This window comes from Paenibacillus mesophilus (assembly GCF_005938385.1).
In the GTDB taxonomy this organism is placed as follows: Bacteria; Bacillota; Bacilli; order Paenibacillales; family NBRC-103111; genus Paenibacillus_AB; species Paenibacillus_AB mesophilus.
The window spans coordinates 37,981-55,183 of sequence record NZ_VCRA01000026.1 but is presented as its reverse complement, the minus strand read 5'-3'; the positions used below and the strand labels follow the sequence as shown (position 1 = coordinate 55,183).

Genomic DNA, 17,203 nt, shown 5'->3' with positions numbered 1-17,203 from the left:
CTAGGTGAATTCGTGAAAAGAGTTGGACATAATACCGCCCGTACGAAACAAATGAATCGCAGCCTGGTACTGCAGACGTTATTTCGTCATTCTCTCATATCCCGGCAGGAAATTGCAGAGCTGACTAAGCTAACGCCCGCTACGATTACGAACATTACTCGCGAGCTGATGAACGACAATCTGATTACAGAGGCCGGCAGCTTAAGCGCTTCCGGAACGGGCCGAAGACGAATCGGAATGGAGTTGAACGCGGATGCTTACTGGGTGCTCGGGGTGCATATCAGCTTGCGTCGGGTGGAAATCGGCTCTATTAACCTGAAGGGGGAGGTCGAGGATCCGGAAACCCATGAGCTGTCGTCGCTGACCTCGGAAGAGTTCCTTCATGTTCTGCAGGAGCGGATGGAACGCTATATCTCGAATCGTCCGGGGAGAATATTTCGTGCAATTGGCGCAGGTATTTTCGGGTTCGTCAGCTTCCGAACGGGTGTAGTCAACTGGATCCGCTCCGGCTGGTCCGATATCCCTCTGGCGGCTTGGCTGGAAGAGCGTTTCGGGCTGCCCGCCTATGTCGATAACAACGTCCGCGCAATGGCGCTTGGCGAGAAGATGTTCGGCGACAGCAAGGACTTGTCCGATTTTATGTCCGTCTTCATCGGTACCGGCATCGGCTCCGGCTTGGTCATTAATGATACGATATTTCGCAGCGGATATACGGAAACGGGGGAGTTCGGCTTCGGTCACATGACATACATCCCGGACGGAATTCCATGCTGGTGCGGCAATCGAGGCTGTCTGGAGCGTTATGCGTCCGAATCGTCAATTCTGGAGACGCTCGGGCTTTCCCAAATGGACGAATTGTTCTTGAAGTACCGGGAGGAAGACCCGAAGACGGTCGAGCAGCTGCATGAGGCCGGTCGTATGATCGGCAAGGTGCTCGTCTCGTTCCTTAACATGCTCCATGTGAAGCGAATAGTAGTCGGAGGCCGCCTCGCTTCGAAGGAGCTGCCGCTGCTGAAGGAAATCCGTGACGTTGTTCGCGAACGGTCAGTCACGGCGCGTCACTCGCAAATAGAGATTACCGCTTCCACGCTGGGTAGGGGGATCGGCATGATCGGTGCGGCGGCGTTGGCCATGCACGGTGAATTTTTCGGCGATCCGAATTGAAGCGGCGGCCGGATAGGTGTCGATTGATTGGAATGACGATCGGCACCGGTGTTTACTTTTTTTGTCTTAATAATTAATTCAATAAATTAACATAAATGGGGAGCGAAATGAAGCTTGCCTTTCTAACTAACGCTCTTGTCAGCGAAGAAATGAACAACATTGAAAAGATGGCGGCATGGGCGGAGAGTCACGGCTTCAAGGCCATGGAGGTCGGACCGAAGCTTCCGCTTGATGAAAGCGCATACGCCGGTATAATCGAAGCCGGAAAAGTCCAAGTTAAAGCGCTTACCTACTGCCGAAACTTTCTGAGCAGCAACCGTGAAGAGGCCGATGCTCACCGCACCGAGCTGCTGCGGAGAATTGAAATGGCCGGGAGGCTCGGCATTCCCGTGGTAGTGACTTCTACGGGCATTCATAACAGGCGAACGGACGAACGATACGATTCGTACGATTCGATACGGCCGCTGCCTGAACGCAGCCTGAATGAGGTCGTATCGTGGCTCGGACGTGTACTGGAAGCTGCAGAGAAGAGCGGTGTCAAAATCGCTCTGGAGAACTGCCCGCTCATGGGGAATATCGCCATATCTCCGGAAATGTGGTCCCTGTTGTTCGAACGTCTGGACAGCCCGCGTCTCGGGATTGCATATGACCCGTCACATTTGATGTGGCAGTTTATGGACCCGTACGCTCCGATACGGGAGCTGGGCCGACGCATCTTTCACGTCCATGCGAAGGATACGGAAATCGATCGCGACAGGTTGCGCCGTACCGGTATTCTTACCGATTTCACGTGGTGGCGCTACCGGCTGCCGGGGCTGGGAGAGCTCGATTGGACACGATTCCTCTCGGCCCTGCACGAGATCGGTTATGCCGCAGCGGTCAGCATTGAGCATGAGGATCCGGTGTGGAGCGGGACGGCGGAGAAAACAAAGCAAGGATTGTCGATGGCGGCAAGCTTTCTGCGCAATGTTCCCGGATCCGGCTTGACGGCGGGGTTCGGAGAGAGGGACCGATGAATCGGAACGCAAGGAGCCGCCGGCAAGATGGCTTCGCACATTATGAAACGGCTGAGAGACGGCGGCAACTGCCGTGCAGGCCTGTATATTATTGGAGGTTATAGAATGATAGAACTGAACGGTAAACAGATTGTATTCGTCGACAAGGATCGGATCGAGCTTCAGGAGGCTTCGTGGACCGAGGATCAGCTGGGGGATCGCGAGCTTCTGATTGAAACGGAGGCCTCCTTCATCAGTGCGGGAACGGAGCTTGCCATACTGACAGCCAAGACACCGAAGGTGTATGAACAAGGTTCCTGGAACGCCTACCCGTGGAAGGCCGGTTATGCCAGCGTCGGAACCATACGCGCCATCGGGCGAAACGTGCGAGACTTCGGGCCGGGCGCCCGCGTGTTTCTGCACGGCAAGCACGGCTCGGCTACAATCGCCAAGGCGGGCGGGCTGATCGTGCCGGTGCCGGAGGGCATGGACGCCTCGGTAGCGGCTGCGACACGGCTTGCCAGCATCTCCGCGACGGCGCTGCACGTAACGGACATCCCTCGCAATGGATGGGTCGCCGTATTCGGTCTCGGTCTGGTCGGCAACTTCGCGGCACAAGCTTACCGAATTATGGGCTGCCGCGTGATCGGCGTCGATCCTGCGGCAAGAAGACGCGAATTGGCCGAGTCGTGCGGAATTCCGTATACGGTACATGGCTCCCCCGATGAGGTGACCGAGCGGATCCGCGAGATTACCGGGGGAGACATGTGCGCCGTCACCGTCGATGCCGTCGGGCACAGCGCTGTGATCCGGCAAGCGATGAATGCCGCAGCGAGCTTCGGTCAGGTCGTCCTGCTCGGGACGCCGCGAACGCCGGTAGAGGGGAACTTGACCGAGCTGTTGGCCGACATTCATTTCCGCTGGCTGTCCCTGCGCGGTGCGCTCAACTTTAACGACCCCGACCGGCTGAGAGACATTCAGCTGACCACATTCGACTGGGTACAATCCGGACGGTTGCACATCGAACCGCTCATCTCTCACCGGCTGAGGCCGGAGGAAGCGGCGAAGGCTTACGACGGCCTGCAAAATCAGACGGAGGATTACATCGGCGTCTCCTTGCTATGGAAATAGTCGATGTAAAGAGAAACGATCCAAAATGCAGCCGTATTCGCTATTGCGACATTGCTGTGTACGGTCTTATCCAGCTGCAAGATTGCCGGGACAGACCCTACCTGCACAAACGGAGAAGGAGAATGGGATGAAACAAGGAAAATGGCAGCCGGGTCACTACGTATTTATTGGCGCGGACAGTATCACGGAGCAGTATATCCTGCAACATTTCAAAGGCGTACAGAAGGCGTATCAATGGAAGGATCTCGAGCCTGAGAAGGGGCAGTACGATTTCTCCGAAATCAAGAAAGATCTGGATTTCCTCGGAAGGCATGGCAAGTTTCTTGTCATTCAGCTTCAATATAAGGGTTTCACGAAAGGGAAATCGATTATTCCCGCCTATGTAAAGGGTGCGGAATACGGCGGAAGCCCTTTGATTTCCAAGGTAGGGGCTCTTAATGCCGTCGTTTGGAATAAAAACGTAAGAGAACGAATAGGCGAGCTCATCCGCGCGCTTGGCAAAGAATTCGACGGCAACCCCTGCCTGACCGCAATCAACCTGCCCGAAACGGCGACAAACTATCATTTCAACAACCCGCAGGAAGGCATTGAGGAGTACAGCCATGTCAAATACGTCGAAAGCTTGAAGTTCATGATGAAAAGCTTGCGCGACGCGTTCCCGAATACAGTCGTTATTCAGTATACGAATTTTCCGACGGTCGTGCTTCAGGAGCTGATCGATTATCAGGAAGAAATCGGAGTAGGTCTGGGAGGGCCGGACGTCTATCCGGGCAAGATCGGTGTAACGGATGTGAACGATCCGCACAAAGGCGTTTACCGCTTCTATGCCCAATTATCCGGGAAAGTTCCGCTTGGCGCAGCGGTACAGTCGGAAAACTATGCGGATATTTTGAAAAAACAAAACGCTCTGCGGCGTGGGGAAAATGTGACGATACTTCCCGGCGATGAAATCCCGTTTCCGGTACGAGATCATCTGACGTTAGCGCAACAAAAGCTCCATTTGAACTATATGTTCTGGGCAAGGCTGCCGGCCGACAGCTTTGAGAACGTCCAAAAGCTATTGGCGGAGCCGGATGTGGCGGGCGATCCGGCCGGAGGATTGGATGCCAGGCTGCCGGAAAAGACGTTCCTGAAGTAACTGATCCACCCCGAAGACAGTTGATCCGGATGTGACGGTTTGACGATCGATGTTAAACGAGATCTCGATAGGCAGCAGCTACCGGCCGAGTTTCGTTCAACATACATGAATCCAAATCATTAGGGGGAGTTCCATGAAAAGCACGGTGATTAAGGCATTGGCGTCGGCGGTGGCGTTGACCTCCGTATTAACCGCATGCGGCAAGGAAGAGCCAGTAGCCCAGAAGAACAAGAACGATACGTCGTCGCAGGAACCGGTCACGATCCGTATGATGCGCTACCAAGGCGGGTACGACAAAAGCGAATTTGACAAATATGTCGGCGAGCCCATGAAAAAAAAATACCCGCACATCACTTTTGAATACGAGGTGATGCCGCAAAACACGACTCTTCAGGATTTGATCGTTTCAAGCAGGGAGCCCGACATCTTCTTGACAGGGGTACGGGGGCTCAGCGACTTGCTGGCCGTCGATTTCCCGCTGGACGTCAGGGATATGTCGAAGAAGCACAATTTGGATTGGAACGTCTATGAGTCTGCTGCGCAGAACATGGTTAAGGCTTACGGCTCCAAAGGCGAAATGTATGCGATTCCAATGTGGTTGAACTACTATGTGACGTTCTACAACAAAGACATTTTCGACCGCTTCAGTGTTGCGTATCCGAAGGATAATATGACCTGGGACGAAATGTATGAGCTGGCCAAAAGAATGACCCGGCTCGAAGGGGGCGTCCAATATAAGGGACTGCAGCCAGGCCAAGTCAGTCTGATGGGCAGCGGGCTGGCACTGCCTTACTTCGAACCGAATTCCGATAAGGTCAATTTGCTGACGGACGGCTGGGCTCGAGTATTTAAGCTCGCCAAAGACTTTTATACGATCCCGGGCAACGAGCCGGTAGCCAACCTGGGCAGCATCGCGCCAAACTTTATCAACGATAAAACGATCGCTATGTATCCATCCTATGGAAGCAGTATGGTGAGAATGGCCGATCCGCAGTTTAATGCGGGGTTGAATTGGGATATCGTCTCTTATCCGAGCTATAGCGAGAAGAAAGGATTCAGCGCCGAAACCGACGGCAACGTCCTCGTTATTAACAAATCGAGCAAGGTGCTGGAGCAAGCGTTCAAGGCGGCGCAGGCGATGTCGACCGATCCGGAGATGCAGCTCGATCTCTCCAGAAGGGCGGCGACGCTGCCGGTCGCGAAGCTCGAGCAAACGCAACAGGTGTTCGGGCAAGCGTTCCCGATGCTTAAGGAGAAAAACCTGAAAGCGATTTTCAGTGTCAAGATGCTGGATCCCCACCCTTATAATCAATATGACAGTATTGCCAGAGGACCGAGTATGAACCGGAATTTCCAAACGTACGTCAGCTCGAATGAGGATCAGAATACGGTATTGCGCCGGATTCAGGAAGAAGTGACCAAAGCGGTCGAAGCGGCCAAGTTGGAAAAGCAGAACAAGAAGTAATGACGTAAAGTTAGGAGGACTTCCATGCACACCCCATTCATTCGTACCGGGCCTCGCCAACGCTTATCGTTCGATACCGGTTGGTCTTTCAGTCTTACGGATGTCCATGAAGCCTCGACTCCCCGGTTTGACGATTCAAGCTGGAGAAAGCTGGATCTCCCGCACGACTGGAGCATCGAAGGCGACTATCACCCTGACAATCCGTCCGGTAAATTCGGCGCTTATTTGCCGGGGGGCATCGGCTGGTACCGCAAATCGTTCCTGCTGTCCCCGGAGCTGCAGGACAAAAGGCTGTACCTCGAATTCGAAGGCGTGTACATGAATAGCGACGTATATATAAACGGCCATCATTTGGGCCGCCGCCCGTACGGATATTTGGGCTTCGAGTACGATCTGACGCCATACCTCGTACCGGACCGCAACGTCATCTCCGTACGTGTCGACAACTCGCTCAGCCCTAGCTCGCGCTGGTATACCGGAGCCGGAATTTATCGTCATGTCTGGCTCACCGCAACCGAAGACGTCCACGTCGCTCATTGGGGCACCTATATCACAACACCGCAAGTCGCCGAACGTCATGCGGTCGTATCGGTCCGAACGGAAATTGCCAACCGTTCCGATCGGGTCCGCACCGTTATGCTGGTGTCGCGATTCAACAACCCGGATGGCCTGGCTGTGGCTGAAACCAGCTCGGAGTTAACGATCGAAGCGGGCGCCGTCGTGCCGGTACAGCAGTCCGCGACGATAAACGACCCGGCGTTATGGTCGCCGGAGCACCCCGATTTGTATTCTTTGCAAAGCGAAGTTCGGGAGAACGGTCTTTGCATCGACGATTATACTTCAACCTTCGGAATCCGCTATTTGGAGTTTTCCGCAGAAGCCGGCTTCAAGTTAAACGGTATACCGATGCTGCTGCAAGGGGTTTGTTTGCACCACGACGGCGGGCCGGTCGGGGCAGCCGTACCGGAGAAGTTGTGGGAGAAGCGGTTCCGCATGCTGAAGGAGATGGGCTGCAATGCCGTGAGAACGTCGCACAACCCGATGGAGCCGGCCTTTTACGACCTGTGCGACGCGATCGGACTAATGGTCGTCGATGAGGCGTTTGACGGCTGGAATATTCCCAAAATTCCGCATGACTACTCCTTATACTTCGATGAGTGGTGGGAAAAGGATCTCGGCGATATGATCCGCCGGGATCGCAACCATCCGTCGATCATCATGTGGAGCATCGGAAACGAAATCAGACAGCAGAAGGCGGAGACAACTGCCATGCTGCAGGATTTCGTGCACTGGCTTGAACCGACCCGTCCGGTCACCTGCGGCATAAACCTCGTCGGGGATGTTATGGACGAAAACCGCGGCTTGCTCGATATTGCCGGGTATAACGACGGAGGCGGCGCCTGCTTTCTATACGAGTCGGATCATCTCAACTACCCGAAACGGGTCATGCTGGCGACGGAAGCGCCCCATACGCTGCATACGCGCGGGTATTATCGTACCCAAACGTGGTGGAGGGATAAAGACCAACCGAGGATCGAAATACCGAACTTGACGGAAGAGGAAATATTCACCGATGCGTCGACGCATTACAGCTCATCGTATGACAACTGCGGCGTTAGAGCTTCCGCACGTCATTCTTGGGGGTTCGTTAAAAAATATCCGTACCTGGTAGGCGAGTTCCGCTGGACCGGCTTCGACTATCTCGGCGAGGCGCGGCAGTACCCGGAGCGAAGCAACAGCGCGGGGGTTATCGACCTCGCTAACTTCCCGAAGGACCACTATTACTTCTACCAAAGCCAATTTACGACGAAGCCGATGGTTCACCTGCTTCCGCATTGGACGCATCCGGGGCTGGAAGGCGTCGTTATTCCGGTCTGGGTATATACGAACTGCGAAGAAGCCGAGCTGATCGTGGGCGGTCGCTCCTTAGGAAGGAAACCGATGGGCGAAGACATGTACATTTCGTGGGATGTCGGCTACGAGCCCGGTTCGATCGAAGCGGTCGCCTATCGTGACGGGCAAGTTGCGGCGCGGAAGCGGTTCGAAACAGCGGACCGTCCGGCTGCAATCAAGCTGAGTGCGGACGTGACCGATCTTCAAGCGGATGGCCGGGATTTGGCACAGGTAACGTTTGAAATTGTGGACAGCATGGGACGGTTAGTCCCTTACGGCGACAATACCGTGCATTTGGCGGCGACCGGACCGGTCGCGTTTCTGGGCTCCGAGAACGGGGACATGGTGGATGTGACCAACGCGAAATCACCCTCGCGCGCGGCCTTCTTCGGGCTTGGAATGGGGCTTTATCATTCTACGATGGAGAGTGGAAATATTGAAGTTACGGCAGCCGCTATTATCGGCGAACGGATATTTCAGAACGAAACGACGGTGTCCGTATCTGTAGACAGCATTGCGCTGCGTGGGGCGCTTTCCGGCAAATCCTATGGTATATATTATACTACGGACGGCAGCAAGCCGTCGGCGGCATCTGCCGTATATGAGAAATCTTTCATCATTAACGATTCCTGCACGGTTCGTGCCGTCGTCGTCGATGGCGATAGGGTCGTATTTGAACTGGAAACGGCATTTGTGAAAGGAGACAAGGCTGTCGCCTTGGATACGTCGCACTGCAATCGACGCGAGCACATCCCGCCGTTCCGGAACCGTCCGCAATCGCCTGTCGTATGCGGCGTATGGCTGGGTAACCGGATGCGCTTCCTAATGATGAATAACGGCGATGTGTTCCGTTATCGAGAGGCTCCAAGTCCGGAGCTCGTCGGTACATGGTGGTATGAGCTTAGTGAAGGATCGGCGGATGCGGGGCAAGGAGAAATTCGCTGGGCGGACGGCACGGTTCAACATCTCGTTTTGGAGTCCGGGGAAAGCCCCTGTTTGCTGATGTTGTCGCAAGAAAACGAGCGGATCCGGCTGTTTAGGAAGCTGTGACAACCGATAGCGGCAGATTGTGGAAATTGTGCTGGAGGCTGCATAATTGAACAACCATTTGCAAGATCGACCGAATATATTATGGATTTCGTTGGAGGATACGAGCCCGCGGTTCGGATGCTACGGGGATCGATTGGCGCGGACGCCGAATATCGATAGACTCGCCGGCGAAGGGATGAGGTTTTCTTCAGCTTTTGCAACCGCCGGAGTATGCGCTCCCAGCCGTTCGGCTATCATTACGGGGATGTACCAGACCTCAATCGGTACCCATCATATGAGAACGACCCATACCGAGACTTGCGCTCCCGAACTGCCGACGCCTTACCATGCGGTAGTTCCTCATTACGTCAAGACGTTTACCGAATATTTACGCGCAGCCGGGTACTATTGCACCAATAACAAAAAAACCGATTACCAGTTTGAAACGCCTTTAACGGCGTGGGATGAGCTTGGCGACGATGCCCATTGGCGCAACCGGGATGAAGGGCAGCCGTTCTTCTCCGTCTTTAACCCGATCTTGACCCATGAAAGCGGGATGTGGCCGGACAAGGAAAGACATGCCTTGGAAACCGATCCCGATGAAGTGACGCTGCCTCCGTACCTTCCGGATACCCGGAAATCCCGCGAGGCTCTTGCTAGGCATTACGACAACATCGCGGATTCGGATCAGATCGTCGGCCGGCTTCTGAGGCAATTGGAGGAAGACGGATTGGCCGATAATACGATCGTCTTCTTATGGAGCGATCATGGCGAAGGACTGCCCCGAGCGAAGCGTTGGCCGTACGATGCGGGAATCCGCATTCCGCTCCTTGTACGATGGCCCGGGCGGATCCAACCTCGAACCGTCTCGGATCGATTAGTAAGCTTGATCGACTTGGGGCCGACGGTGCTGTCATTGGCCGGTCTGGCGGTGCCTTGCCACATGCATGGCCAGCCGTTCCTGGGCGAACAAGCAAGGCAGAGAGACTATATTTTCGCGACGCGAGACCGATACGATCAGGCGTATGATATGGTTCGCGCCGTCCGAAATACAAGATACAAGTATATTCGGAATTATGATCCCAATATGCCTTATTTGCTATGGATCTCTTATAACAACCGGCATCCGATCCAACAAGAAATGTGGCGTCTTCACCTGGAAGGCAAGCTGGAAGGCGTACAGAACGTCATGTTCGGGAAACGACCGGTGGAGGAATTGTATGACACGGTGAGCGATCCCCACGAGCTGAACAACTTGGCGACCGGTCCCGGGCATCGGGACGCGCTTCTTGAGCTGCGGTACGCTTTGGACGAATGGCGCAAACAGTATGGCGACTTAGGGGATTTGTCCGAGGAGCAAATGGTCGAACGCTTCTGGCCGCGCGGCATCCAGCCTCATACTTCAGCCCCTGTTTTCGTGCCGATAACCGCGGAAAGCCCGGGAATCGAAGCGACAACGGAAGGAGGCTCTTTCCAGGGGCCGCTCCTTGTTCAACTTTATTGCTCGACACAAGGCGCTTCCATTACCTATACGACGGAGAGCGGCGAGAATGCGCGGTGGAAGCTTTACACCGGACCGATTCGATGCTGCGCGGGAACGACGACCGTAAGGGTTAAAGCTTCCCGTATCGGCTACAAGAACAGCGAAGAAAGATGGGCGGCGTTTACGGTCACGGAGTAAACTTCCCTATGCCATCCTTCCGAAGCGGAATAAGAACCAGACGAAAACGGCCTGTCCATGCCAAATACATGACCGACGGGCCGCTTATTCGTCATACAGGAGCTGTGTCAGGATCGATTATACGGATCGTGCCCGCGGAATTGGCTGGGCGAAACTCCATATCGGGTTCGGAACGTCCGGCAAAAGTACGGATAGCTGTGAAATCCGGCATATTCCGCAATATCTTCCAGCTTCATGCCTCCGATCATAATGCGCTGCGTGGCAATGGACAGGCGCACCTCCAGCACGTAGGACATTATCGTGTGGTTAAAAGTTTGTTTGAACAGCTGGGATGCGGTCGAAACGCTGACGTTGTGATGTGCGGCGATATGAGGTAATGTCAGAGGCTTTGTCGCATGTCTTTCGATATAAGCTTTGATCTGATAAGAAATATACGTGCGGCTCCGGAGCGAATTGGTTTTACTATCCTCCAGCAGGCGTTTCAGCGACAGAAAAAACAATTTCAGCAAAGCGTCCAGCATCTCGGTATTGTTCGCATGCATGTTCCGCTTCTCCATGATAAGCTTTCTCCATATAAAGAGAAGACCTTCGTCCAGCGCAATATTCGCTACATCGGGTAAGTTGGATTCCTCCCACCATTGCTTGATCCATGGACCGTCGCAAATCAAATAGTAATCCGCACTGTCAATCGGCTGCTCGAGCCCTCCGATGTCCAGCACGTAGCCATGATTCGGAATGGAAAACACCATATCGCCCGGACCCAGATCGTATTCCTTCCCGCGTATGGAAACCCGGCACCTGCCTTTGATCTGAAGCCGGACCAGGTAGCAGTCGCGTTTGATCGAGCTTTTGTCATTAATGAAGGGCTTGGTATGCCGAGCATAGTCAACGGCGATCACCGACATCGACTGACCTTCCATATCCATCACCTCAATGGCCGTTTTTTCCGTACCGAACGAAAATCTGCGAAATAAGTCAAGAGCTTGAATCCAGGCAATGATTGAAAGTGCTTGTATTCATTAGTATAACGATACAATAGGGGGCGGCACAATTGAAAAATTGGATAACTTCCGGAATATTCTCAATGCTGGCAATCTCTCTTGCAACCGCTTGCGGAAATGACGGGGAAGCGCCAGGCAGCCCGTCTGACAAAAGGACCTCGGCTGTAGACATGGATAAACCGATGACGATTACCATTGCGGTGCCTCCGTTCGCGGATCATGAATATGAGACGACTCTGAGCAAAGCGGCGAAAATGAAATTTCCGCAAGTCCATTTAGAGAAGATCGCGCTCGGACCTGGCGGCGATTACGATCAAACCGTGCTGGTCAAAGGACTGAAGCCGGATATCATGATTGTCGGACTTGGAAGCAGCTTTCTCATTCCGCTGAGGGAGACGGGAATCGGATTCGACCATTCCGCACTGGTTAAGGCGAATCAGATGGATCTTGCACTCTTCGAGCCGGTCCGGATGGATCTGGCACAGCATGTAGACGGAAACCCGGATGTAACGGCAATCCCTTATGCACTGGATACGGCGGCCTTGTATTACAACAAGGATATATTCGACCGTTTCGGCGTTCCATATCCTAAAGACAATATGACATGGGATCAAGTTTACGAGCTCGCGAGAGTCTTGACGAGAACGGAGAATGGCGTTCAATATCGCGGGCTGGAGCCGGATATGATAGACCGGGTATCGGGACAAATGGGACTTATCATCGTAGATCCCAAAACGAACAAAGCTTCCGTAAACACGGAGGGCTGGAGCCGGCTCTTCGCGATGATGAAGCAAATTTACGATATTCCGGGCAATAACCAGATGAAGTGGGCGGCAGCGGCACGCGAGTCATTTTCCAAAACGAAAGATACGGCGATGCACGCCGGGCTTGGTCCGGACGGGTACGACTCGATTCCCGGATTGAATTGGGATTTGGTCACCTATCCCGTCACGAAGGAGGCGCCTACGACAAGTCTGTCATTGGGGGGGCGCGCGTTCTCGGTGACATCATTAAGCAAGCAGAAGGAACAGGCGTTTCAGCTAATCCGATTATGGGTGTCCGAAGACGTTCAAAAGCAGCTGTCAGCGATCGGCAGAGCGCCTGCATTGAACTCTCCCGAAGCCCGAAAGCAGTTCGGTACGGGTCTCCCCGGGTTTAAAGGCAAGCACTTGGACGCTCTGTTCATGCTGCAGGCCGCCAAATCGCCGAACGTTTCCAAGTATGAGGCGGAAGGGGCCAAACAGCTTCGCAGCGCCTTTCAGAACATGATCAAGCAAAATATGGATGTAAACACGACGCTTCGCCAAGCGGAGGAACAAATCAACAAAGCCATTGAACAATTAGCGAAATAACGGAGGGTGCAATGAAGGGACGGCAAATTCCTATAATCGGGATTCAATAACGTTGAACTATGATTAAAATTATTGAACCACTAGTGACGAGGAGACTGTTCGATGACGAAACTGACCATGCTGAACGCGATGGCAAGTCCCGATTTTATCCAGTCGCTGGATACTCAGGCGTCTTGGGGGATCGAAGTTCTGGATTTGAAGGACCGTATATGGGGGAAGTCGCTGCTTGAACTATCCGGTGAAGAAGCGGAAAGAGCGGCCGTGGCCATTAAGGAAAGAGAGCTGTCTGTCCATTGCATGTCGACGAGCTTGTTCCATGACGATCTGGAGCGCGGGGAGAACTATTTTCGGGACACCCATCTTGCGCATATCGAGAAAACGCTCGAGATCGCCCGTATTCTTCGCCCGACTGTTATCCGCCTCTTGTCTCCCCGCGTAGAACGTGTAGGCAGCGTTACGGATAGCATCAGGCGCATTAAGAGCGAGTTCGCCTGGCTTTTCCCCATGCTGCGGGAAGCTGTAGACCGTCTAAGCGACGAGGGATTCGGGGTTACCATCGAGAATGAATGCGAGCGCAATATTTTCTCCAATCCACAGGAGGTCATCCATTTCTTTGAAGACTTGGATCGCTCGGACTCCGTTTTCTTTACCTATGACGTACAAAATTTATGGCAAATGGGCACCTTTCCTTCGCTGGACGCATACCGGGCTCTAAAGCCGCTGATCGGCTACTTTCATCTCAAAGGGGGCAGGGCCGGAGAGAACGGTCGTCTCCTGTGGAAATCTGCGCTTGAGGACGCCTCTTGGCCGGTAGCCGAGATGACGCTTGCGGTTGTACGGGACGGAGTCAGTCCGATTATTTGCCTGAACCCTTCACACGGCGGTACACTGGAAGGCTACGACTACAACCGGATGTTTAAACGCGATCTCGATTATATCCGATCCGTGATCCAAGGAAAATAACCCTCACCCGATTGAACATTATGAAATCGTTGCGCTTCAACAAAAGGGAGGATAAGCAAAGGATGAAGAGTAGACGAGTGTCAAAAATAATTACAGCGGTCATTCTGGCTTCCATGATGGCTTTGACGACGGAGCAGACCCCTGTGAGTGCAAAAGTGGTTTTGCCTGCTCACCGGGATGCCCAGACTTTTAGTTACGACGGCCTAACGAAAGACAATTACCTCCAAAAGCTGGCTGAAAGGGGAGTGGATGTTACAAGCGGCAGGGAGTTTATCCCCATTCCATGGGGGGCGCTTCCCGGGCAGCCGCCGACTCCATATGTACCTGTCGTCGAGGGCGTGGATCTTAGTCCCCATCCCGAGCTGGGCAATCAGTCCCTGGCCAAGTTGGGTATCCTCGACGTAACGGCTGCGCCATTTTCTATCGATAACACCGGGACCACAGATGTGACAGACCAATTGCAGAGCGCACTCGATTATGGCAAGAAAAATCAGCTGGCCGTCTTTTTGCCTTCCGGGACCTATCTGGTATCCGATACGTTGCTGCTCCAAACGGGAATTTCGGCGCGTACCAAAAACATGATAGACACCATAGCCAACAAGAATGAAATGCCTACCGTGTTGCTGGGTTCGCGAGTGGGAAGCGGCACCACCATCCAATTGAAGGACCATGCAGCCTCCTTTGACGACCCTCTGAATGCGAAGGCGGTTTTGCATTATTATCAGCCTGAAATTGTTACGAACAGGACAACAAAGGAAGTCACGATCGAATGGGGCGGCAAGCATGCTTCCGATAAAGAAGGCAATATTACGATCGACCATATCAACGTCGTGACCGGCGATAACCCGGGTGCCATCGGAATTCACGCGGCCACGGCCCAGGGCGGCGTGATCAGCGATGTGAACATTGACGCTACCGGCGGCCTCGTCGGGATCATGGGCGGAGCGGGCAATGGCGGCAGCTGGACCAATATCACCGTAACCGGCGGTAAATTCGGTTATGATTCCAGACTTGCTACCATATTGCTGCAATCCATTCATAATATGACGCTGCAGAATCAGACCCATACCGCGTGGCTTGCAGGTAACGGCGGCTCTGTGACCGTAACGGGGTTGAAAATTATTGCCGACTATGAAGGACCGGCTATCATCAAAGGCTACAGGGGACAGCCTTTATTCGGGTCGCAAAGTATTATCGATGCCGAGATCGCCTATACTCGACCCTACGATGGACCCGCTATAGCAGGCACAACGGAAAATACCAAAGCTATCGATAACGTCGCATGGCCAAACAACAACGTTGCGAGCAGCTCCGATGTGCCGAATCTTTCAAGCTACTTGCCCAAAGGCATCTATCTGAATAATGCATACTTTAAAAATGTATCCAAAGTGATTGAAGCTTCCGAGTTCAACTCCAAGGTGGATGCAAATCTGAACGGATGGTTCCATGTAAAAGAATTTGCATATGGCAAAGATGAATCTTGGACGAACGCAGGCGCAAGCGCACCGAAAGTGAATTGGAAAAACGTCGTATACATCGACAAAGTCAATCAAGGAAATATGTATATTGGCCCAACCGCCCGAGATGTCGCCCCTCCTCCGGATTTGCAGGCGAGGCACGGATGGCTTCCGGGACAAATTCCGAGCTTTGAAACGCCGGGTCTTGTCGATGTAAAAGCTGTCTACGGTGTGACCGGAGACGGGAAAACCGACGATACCGCGGCACTTCAAGCGGCCATTGATGCGAGTGAATACGTATTCCTCCCTAAGGGCTACTACAGGATCACCCATACCTTAAAGCTGAAACCGAATACAAAGCTCTTCGGTCTGGCTTCGGCTTATTCTTATATCATAACCGATGTATTCGATATCCCGAATTGGGGTTCCGGTCCGACGCCGATGGTGGAGACAGCGAACGATAAGAACGCCTATACCGTGATCAGCGATATCACGATCACTCCTACCAAGGAGGTACCTGGCACCTTCGAAGGCAGCTATCCGCTTTATTCCATCAAGTGGCAAGCCGGCAGCAACTCGATCATGCGTACCGTTCAGGTGGAGCCTACCCGTACTTACGGCTTTATCGGCTCGGACCAAGCGGCGAATTATGGGATGAAAACGGCTCTTTATGAATATCCTACCCTGCTGATTACCGGAAACGGCGGAGGCAAAATTTATAACGTGTACAACCAGCTCTTCCTGGCAGCCCTTGTGCCATCCGCGATGAGAGTGATGGCCGTCCGGGGGACGACGAATCCGCTGTCCATTTACGCCGCGAACTGGGAGTATATCAAGAGCAGCGCTACAATAGAAGTCAGCAATAGCCGGAATGTCACCTTGTACGGGAACAAAACCGAGGACAACAACACCTATCTGGATATTAGCGGTTCCGATAACATTAGAGTATTCGGGCATAGTGGAAGCGGCTCCGCCTCTTATCAATATTCGAACGATATAACAGCCAATATTAACAGCATAACGATTCCGAACCCTATTGACCCGAATAAAAAAGGCGTATTTTACAAGGCGACCGGGTCGACGAATTTACTGATTACGAATCTGAACGATCAGGTTACGGTCAGAAATAACTCGAGAAACGGATTAAATTTAGTCCAATCCCGATATGACCTGTTCTGGCCGATTCAGGTTGATTCCGATCCGGTACCGTCGGATACAAGACCTGTCATGTATAAGCTGGGCACGCCGACAGACGGCTTCTATGATGAAACCTCAGCGCCTAGCTGGACCAATGGCAATTTGACGGCATCAAATGTAACCGGCGCCGGAGTAACTCTGACATGGAGCGGGGCCTCCGATAATGTAGGGGTATCAGGTTATAAGGTACTTCAAAACGGTGTGGAACTGGCTACCGTAGTTGCATCAACCTATGGAGGTACTTATCATGTAACCGGACTGATCGCGAATACTCCGTATACCTTCAAGATTGAAGCGAGAGATGCGGCCGGCAACTGGAGTACAGACGGTCCCGGTAAAACGGTATTTGTCGATACCCTCGCACCGACATGGACGAATGGAAGCTTGATTCCGACCGATGTCGATCAGACTAGCGTGACACTGAACTGGAGCGGGGCTAGCGACAATGCAGGGATTGCCGGCTACAAGGTTTACCAGGAAACCACACTGCTAGCCACTGTAGAAAATGTAACCGGTTACAAGGTTACGTCGCTGGATGTTCGTACCGGCTATACTTTTACTATTCAAGCCGGGGATGCTTCGGGGAACTGGAGCGCAACCGGGCCGTCGGTCACGGTCACGACCTTATCCGTCGGCGGCGGCAATAACCGGGACGGGGACAAGGATAAAGACAATAACAGAGACAAGGAGAAGGGAAAATATAATAACGGCAATGGCATGTATTGACATTCAACTAT

11 protein-coding genes are annotated in these 17,203 nt (G+C 53.2%); 10 read left to right on the top strand and 1 reads right to left on the bottom strand.

Annotated elements, in window-relative coordinates:
- Positions 1-12: 12 nt before the first annotated feature.
- The 7 genes from FE783_RS29745 (at position 13) to FE783_RS29715 (ending at position 10,496) form a co-directional block, all read left to right on the top strand.
- The gene (locus FE783_RS29745; protein ID WP_138883032.1) at positions 13-1,164 is read left to right on the top strand and encodes an ROK family transcriptional regulator; all 1,152 of its coding nucleotides are present in this window, start codon (positions 13-15) and stop codon (positions 1,162-1,164) included.
- Between the two features lie 107 nt (positions 1,165-1,271).
- Entirely contained in the window at positions 1,272-2,180 is a 909-nt protein-coding gene (locus FE783_RS29740; RefSeq protein WP_158302110.1) for a sugar phosphate isomerase/epimerase family protein, read from the top strand.
- A 105-nt stretch (positions 2,181-2,285) separates the two neighbouring features.
- On the top strand, positions 2,286-3,290 hold the full coding sequence (locus FE783_RS29735; protein ID WP_158302109.1) for a zinc-dependent alcohol dehydrogenase: 1,005 nt from the start codon (positions 2,286-2,288) through the stop codon (positions 3,288-3,290).
- Positions 3,291-3,417: 127 nt separating this feature from the next.
- A complete protein-coding gene (locus FE783_RS29730) occupies positions 3,418-4,428 on the top strand; it encodes a hypothetical protein (protein WP_138883029.1) in 1,011 nt (336 codons plus the stop codon).
- 133 nt (positions 4,429-4,561) lie between these two features.
- Entirely contained in the window at positions 4,562-5,893 is a 1,332-nt protein-coding gene (locus tag FE783_RS29725; protein ID WP_138883028.1) for an ABC transporter substrate-binding protein, read from the top strand.
- A 24-nt stretch (positions 5,894-5,917) separates the two neighbouring features.
- Positions 5,918-8,836, top strand: coding sequence for a glycoside hydrolase family 2 TIM barrel-domain containing protein (locus tag FE783_RS29720; RefSeq protein ID WP_138883027.1), 2,919 nt, complete (start codon positions 5,918-5,920; stop codon positions 8,834-8,836).
- Between the two features lie 46 nt (positions 8,837-8,882).
- Positions 8,883-10,496, top strand: coding sequence for a sulfatase family protein (locus FE783_RS29715; RefSeq protein ID WP_138883026.1), 1,614 nt, complete (start codon positions 8,883-8,885; stop codon positions 10,494-10,496).
- Positions 10,497-10,603: 107 nt separating this feature from the next.
- Here the strand turns inward: FE783_RS29715 and FE783_RS29710 are convergent, their stop codons facing one another.
- Complete coding sequence (locus FE783_RS29710) at positions 10,604-11,416, bottom strand: AraC family transcriptional regulator (RefSeq protein ID WP_158302108.1); 813 nt, start codon at positions 11,414-11,416, stop codon at positions 10,604-10,606.
- A 131-nt stretch (positions 11,417-11,547) separates the two neighbouring features.
- Here FE783_RS29710 and FE783_RS29705 point away from each other — a divergent pair, with 131 nt between their 5' ends.
- The 3 genes from FE783_RS29705 to FE783_RS29695 all read left to right on the top strand — a co-directional run bounded on the left by FE783_RS29705 (position 11,548) and on the right by FE783_RS29695 (position 17,192).
- Complete coding sequence (locus tag FE783_RS29705) at positions 11,548-12,849, top strand: ABC transporter substrate-binding protein (protein WP_138883024.1); 1,302 nt, start codon at positions 11,548-11,550, stop codon at positions 12,847-12,849.
- 102 nt (positions 12,850-12,951) lie between these two features.
- Positions 12,952-13,812: a sugar phosphate isomerase/epimerase family protein gene (locus tag FE783_RS29700; protein ID WP_238403306.1), complete on the top strand. Its 861-nt coding sequence runs from the start codon at positions 12,952-12,954 to the stop codon at positions 13,810-13,812.
- Between the two features lie 62 nt (positions 13,813-13,874).
- Positions 13,875-17,192 carry a glycosyl hydrolase family 28-related protein gene (locus FE783_RS29695; protein ID WP_158302107.1) on the top strand — a complete coding sequence of 1,106 codons (3,318 nt, stop codon included), beginning with the start codon at positions 13,875-13,877 and terminating at the stop codon, positions 17,190-17,192.
- Positions 17,193-17,203 lie beyond the last annotated feature (11 nt).

Coding starts and splice junctions, on each gene's coding strand:
- FE783_RS29740 (WP_158302110.1), top strand. CDS start 1,272: ATGAAGCTTGCCTTTCTAACTAACGCTCTTGTCAGCGAAGAAATGAAC.
- FE783_RS29735 (WP_158302109.1), top strand. CDS start 2,286: ATGATAGAACTGAACGGTAAACAGATTGTATTCGTCGACAAGGATCGG.
- FE783_RS29730 (WP_138883029.1), top strand. CDS start 3,418: ATGAAACAAGGAAAATGGCAGCCGGGTCACTACGTATTTATTGGCGCG.
- FE783_RS29725 (WP_138883028.1), top strand. CDS start 4,562: ATGAAAAGCACGGTGATTAAGGCATTGGCGTCGGCGGTGGCGTTGACC.
- FE783_RS29720 (WP_138883027.1), top strand. CDS start 5,918: ATGCACACCCCATTCATTCGTACCGGGCCTCGCCAACGCTTATCGTTC.
- FE783_RS29710 (WP_158302108.1), bottom strand. CDS start 11,416: ATGGAAGGTCAGTCGATGTCGGTGATCGCCGTTGACTATGCTCGGCAT.
- FE783_RS29700 (WP_238403306.1), top strand. CDS start 12,952: ATGACGAAACTGACCATGCTGAACGCGATGGCAAGTCCCGATTTTATC.
- FE783_RS29695 (WP_158302107.1), top strand. CDS start 13,875: ATGAAGAGTAGACGAGTGTCAAAAATAATTACAGCGGTCATTCTGGCT.